The following is a 5,256-nucleotide window of genomic DNA, read 5'->3' on the forward strand; positions in this document are numbered from 1 at the left end:
GGCAGACCTTCGTCACCATGGCCTTCTTCGCGCTGGTGACGGGCGTGGGCGGCGGAACATCAGCACGCAGCCGATCAGCGCTCCCGTCAGCGACAGCGCGGCGAAGGCGATCAGCACTGGATGGCTGGTATCCTCGCGCTCCGAGAGGTCCATGATGTGGAGACCCCAGGCAAGGTCGAAGGCGCGCCACCAGCGGGTGCGCACCGCCTCGATCTCGCCGGTGCCCTGCCCGACATAGACATTGGTGCCGTCGGCGAGCTGGACCTGCCACACGGCGATCGGGCGGCGGAAATCGAAGGGGGTGCGGTCGGCGGGGAAGAGCGTGACGCGTTCCGCCTTGTCGCCGCCGACGATCTGTGCGGCCACCAGCGCCCGCGCCGCCGCGGCATCGAGCGGGGGGATCGCCGCGCCGGTCGCGACATCGACGCGGGTGACGATCCCGTCCATGTCGGTCAGCACCGCCACGGCGCGCCCGCCCTGCATGACGATCCGCATCTCCCTGAGGTTCGCCTCCTCGGTTGCGAGCGAGCTTCCCGGCATCTTGAGCGGGATCGCCTCGCTCTCGATCCGCAGGTGGTTGCCGCGCACCTCGTCGATCGGGCGCGCGACCATGAACAGGCCTGTCGCCAGCCACATGACGATCGGAACGCCAACCAGCCAGCCGAGCCAGATGTGCCACTTGGCGAGGGTGCACATGGAGAGAAGCTTCATTCCCGCGCCATGACGAACCTGCACTAGCTGTGCAACACCTGCCCGATCGCTTCGGCCGCAGCGATGCAATCGAGGTCGCTCCAGCGCGGGCCGATCACCTGCATCCCGCAGGGGAGTTCGGCACCGAGATAGGTGCCCGAGCCGATCGGGAGCACGGTCGAGGGCAGGCCGGGGAAGGTCGCCATGCCCGACCAGATCAGCCCGCTGCCTGCCGGCTCCTCTTGCCCGTCGATGTTCAGCGTTCCGCGGAACACTGCTGCATCCACGTGCGGCATGGCGAGCACCGGCGCGGGCGGCGCGAGGACAAAGTCGTATTCGGCGAAAAGTGCCTCCCACTGCGCCATGGAGGTGGCCTGCGCATTGAGCAGCGCGAACCAGTCGCGCGCGCTTGCCTGCGTGCCGTCGGGTGCAGGAGCGCCGCCCGACAGCGTGATGTTCATCATCTTGAGATAGCTGCGATAATGCACCGCTTGATCGGGCAGCAGGTCGCTCGCCCGGTCGATCCGCACCCCGGCGCGGGCGAGGGTCTCGAGCGCGGCCTCGGTCGGGGCCATGACGCTGGCATCGACCGGCGCGCCGGGCAGCGCGGTGATCGCCAGCAGGCGGCACTCCTTGAGCGGCCTCGCCCGGCGACGCAGCGGGACTTCCGCTCCGACCTCGACCAGCACGGCCAGATCGGGTGCATTGCGCGCCAAGGGCCCGGCGATGCTGAGCGGGCCGTCGGCCGCGGCGACAAAGCCCTCGCGCCGTGACATGGCGGGGTGATCGTGGCCGTGCTTGGGGACGAGGCCCCAGGTGGTCTTGTGGCCCCATACCCCGCAGAAATGCGCCGGCACGCGCACCGATCCGCCGATGTCGGTGCCGTAGTCGCAGGCGACCATCCCGCTCGCCACCGCAGCCGCGCTGCCGCCCGAGGAGCCGCCGGGGGAGCGCTCGGGGTTGTGCGGGTTCGAGGTGCGGCCATAGACCGGGTTGAAGCTCTGCCAGTCGGTCAGGTCGACCGGAACGTTGGTCTTGCCGATGATGATCGCGCCCGCCGCCTTCAGCCGACTGACGAGCAGCGCGTCCTTGGGGGCGGGCTTGTCCTTGAACTGCGGGTGGCCGAAGGTGGTGGGCAGCCCGGCAACGTCGAAGCTTTCCTTGATCGTCATCGGCACGCCGAACAGCGGCTGATCGGCGCGCGGGCCCGCGGCATCGCGCGCACGGGCCTCGGCGCAGGCGGCCTCGAAGTTCGGAACCGCGAGGGCGTCGATCTCGCAGTCGAGCCGGTCGGTGCGAAGGATCGCCGCATCGACCGCCTCGACCGCGCTGAGCCTGCCTGCGCGGATCGCGGCCGCCGTGGCCAGCGCTCCGGGTTCCTCGGTCAATTGCGGATAGGCCATGCGCGAAATCTCCCCTCTCGGGAGAGGTCTAGGCAATGCCGCCCGAGGGATCAATTCGCGCATTGGGCACTGTCCCCGCCGCGCTCAGCGCGAGGCCGAAGCCGAGGATCGGCGAAGCGCCGTAGCCAATCAAGGGAAAGGGGAAGGGGGCGAGGCAGGCCATCGCGCCGAGCGTAACCAGAAGGGCGGCGAGCGCGAGCGCTTCTGCACGCGGGATCGACGGCGCGCGCAGCATCAGCGCGGGCGCGGCGAGGAACAGCAATGCCGCCAATGCCATCGCGGCGAGCGGGGCGCTTTGCCAGACCTGCGCGAGCACGCCCTCGGTGAACGGCTGGGGCTCGAGCGTCCCGCGCCCGAAGGTCAGCAGCGCAAGCCCTGCCGCGGCAAGCGCGACCAGCGCGAAGCCGACCGAGCGGCGGAGCCCCGCCAGCATCGCAGCCGCCGCCGCAAGCCCGGCGAGCATGGCCGCATCGGGCTGCACCGCCAGCGCGGCTGCCGCGAGCGCCAGAATGCTGGGGCCAAGCCGCTCGGTGTGCGCGGCGAGCACCACCACCAGCGGCAGCAGCAGCGTGCCCGAATGCAGCGGCACCGGCCCAGCGGGCAGCCAGCGGCTCACGCCTCCGACCTCGGGGCCGACCAGGACTGGCAGGAACAGGAGCCCCGCGCCGAGGGTCGCAAGACCGAGGCGCGCTCCGGGCCGGGCCGGCAGTCGCCCCAGCATCGCCCAGGCGAGGGCCAGCATCAACGCCCCGGCGTTGACGGCGATCAGCCGCACGGGGGCGCCGAAAGCGGCCAGATAGGCGAGCCCGCCCAGCGCCGGCAAGGCGAGGGGCAGGGCGAGCCGCCAGCGTTCCGCCGTGCGCATGCTCACCCCCAGCCGCCGCCGGATCACATGTGGATCGGCTTGCCCGTCACCGCCATCGCCGCTTCCTTGAAGGCCTCGGCGTGGGTCGGGTGGGCGTGGCAGGTATAGGCGATGTCTTCCGAGGTCGCGCCGAATTCCATCGCCTGCGCGGCCTGGGCGATCATCGTGCCCGCGAGCGAGTTGATCATCCACACGCCGACGACCCGATCGGTCTCCGCGTCGGCGATCACCTTGACGAAGCCATCGGTGTCGCGGTTGGCCTTGGCTCTGCTGTTGGCCATCATCGGGAACTTGCCGACCTTGACCGCGAGGCCCTTTTCCTTGGCCTGCTCCTCGCTGATGCCGACGCCGGCGATTTCCGGCGCGGTGTAGACCACGCTGGGGATCACGTCGTGGTTCACTATGCCGGTGAGCCCCGCGATGTTCTCGGCGACCGCGATGCCCTCGTCCTCGGCCTTGTGGGCGAGCATCGGGCCGGGGACGACGTCGCCGATCGCCCAGATGCCTTCGACGGCAGTGCGGAAATCGTGATCGATCTCGATCTGGCCGCGGTTGTTGACGCTGAGCCCGGCCTTTTCGAGCGCAAGGCCATCGGTGTTGGCGCGCCGCCCGATCGCGACCAGCACGTGGCTGGCGGTGACGGTCTGCGCCTCGCCGCCCGCTGCGGGTTCGACGGTGAGGGTGACGGTGCTGCCCTCGACGCTGGCGCCGGTAACCTTCTGGCCGAGCATCATCGCCATGCCCTGCTTCTTGAAGATCTTCTGCGCTTCCTTGCGCACCTCGCCGTCCATGCCGGGGAGCAGCTGGTCGAGATATTCGATCACGGTGACCTTGGCGCCCAGGCGCCGCCACACAGAGCCCAGTTCAAGGCCGATCACCCCGCCGCCGATCACCACGAGATGCTCGGGCACTTCATCGAGATCGAGCGCCCCGGTGCTGTCGACGATGCGCTTGCCCGCATTGTCCACGGGGACGCCGGGGAGCGGGGTGACGCTGGAGCCGGTGGCGATCACGATGTCCTTGGCGGTGACTGTCTCGCCCGCGACGCTGACGGTGTGCGCGTCCTCGAAGGCGGCGTGGCCCTTGAGCCAGGTGACCTTGTTCTTCTTGAACAGGAACTCGATTCCCCCGGTCAGCTCGCCCACGGCCTTGGTCTTCTCGGCCATCATCTTGCCGAGGTCGAGCGTCGGCGTGGCGGTGATGCCCCAGGTGGCGAAGTGGCCGCCCGCGGCTTCCTCGAACAGCTCCGAGCCGTGCAGCAGCGCCTTCGACGGAATGCACCCGACATTGAGGCAGGTGCCGCCGAGCGTGGCGCGGCTTTCGACGCAGGCGGTCTTGAGGCCAAGCTGCGCCGCGCGGATCGCCGCGACATAGCCGCCGGGGCCGGCACCGATAATGAGGACGTCGTAATCGTAGGAATGGTCAGCCATTTCCATAAACTCCGTTCGCCCTGAGCTTGTCGAAGGGCTGCACTTCACTTGGGGTCCGTAGCCTCAAAAGAAAGGACGGGGCTTCGACAAGCTCAGCCCGAACGGACATTTCTCGACGATCACAGATCAATAAGCATGCGGGTGGGATCCTCGATCGCCTCCTTGATGATCTTGAGCGCGGTCACCGCCTCGCGCCCGTCGATCAGGCGGTGGTCATAGCTCAGCGCAAGGTACATCATCGGGCGGATCACGATCTGGCCATTGCGGACCACCGGGCGGTCCTCGATGCGGTGGAGGCCCAGCACCGCCGACTGCGGCGGGTTGATGATCGGGGTGCTCATCAGCGAGCCGAAGACGCCGCCGTTCGAGATCGTGAAGGTGCCGCCGGTCATGTCTTCCATCGTCAGCGTGCCCGCCTTGGCGCGGGCGCCGAAATCGGCGATGTCCTGCTCGATCCGGGCAAAGCCCTTCTTGTCGGCATCGCGGATGACGGGGACGACGAGGCCGTTGGGCGCGGACACGGCCACCGAGATGTCGACATAGTCGTGATAGATGATCTCGTCGCCGTCGATATAGGCGTTCACGGCAGGCACGTCCTTCAGCGCAAGGCAGGCGGCCTTGGCGAAGAAGCCCATGAAGCCCAGACGGATGTCGTGCTTCTTGGCGAAGAGATCCTTGTACTTGTCACGCGCTTCGATGACCGCGCTCATGTCGACATCGTTGAAGGTGGTCAGCAGCGCGGCGGTGTCCTGCGCGCTCTTCAACCGCTTGGCGATGGTCTGGCGCATGCGGGTCATCTTGACGCGCTCTTCACCGCGCGCGCCGCCGGTCGCCACAGGGGCGGCGGCAGCGGGGGCAGGCGTCGGGG

5 protein-coding genes are annotated in these 5,256 nt (G+C 68.9%); all 5 read right to left on the bottom strand.

Translation table 11 applies throughout. From position 1 onward, the window contains the following. Positions 1-12: 12 nt before the first annotated feature. On the bottom strand, positions 13-711 hold the full coding sequence (locus tag AX692_RS16050; RefSeq protein ID WP_073977774.1) for a hypothetical protein: 699 nt from the start codon (positions 709-711) through the stop codon (positions 13-15). A gap of 23 nt (positions 712-734) precedes the next feature. Continuing rightward, entirely contained in the window at positions 735-2,093 is a 1,359-nt protein-coding gene (locus tag AX692_RS16055) for an amidase family protein (protein ID WP_073975458.1), read from the bottom strand. Between the two features lie 28 nt (positions 2,094-2,121). After that, positions 2,122-2,958, bottom strand: coding sequence for a hypothetical protein (locus tag AX692_RS16060; RefSeq protein WP_073975459.1), 837 nt, complete (start codon positions 2,956-2,958; stop codon positions 2,122-2,124). 23 nt (positions 2,959-2,981) lie between these two features. After that, positions 2,982-4,388, bottom strand: a complete 1,407-nt coding sequence (lpdA, locus tag AX692_RS16065) for a dihydrolipoyl dehydrogenase (protein WP_073975460.1) — start codon at positions 4,386-4,388, stop codon at positions 2,982-2,984. A 119-nt stretch (positions 4,389-4,507) separates the two neighbouring features. Further along, the coding region (gene sucB, locus AX692_RS16070; RefSeq protein ID WP_155646353.1) for a dihydrolipoyllysine-residue succinyltransferase at positions 4,508-5,256 on the bottom strand (749 nt) is incomplete at its 5' end.

The organism is Erythrobacter donghaensis (assembly GCF_001557325.1).
GTDB lineage: Bacteria > Pseudomonadota > Alphaproteobacteria > Sphingomonadales > Sphingomonadaceae > Erythrobacter > Erythrobacter donghaensis_B.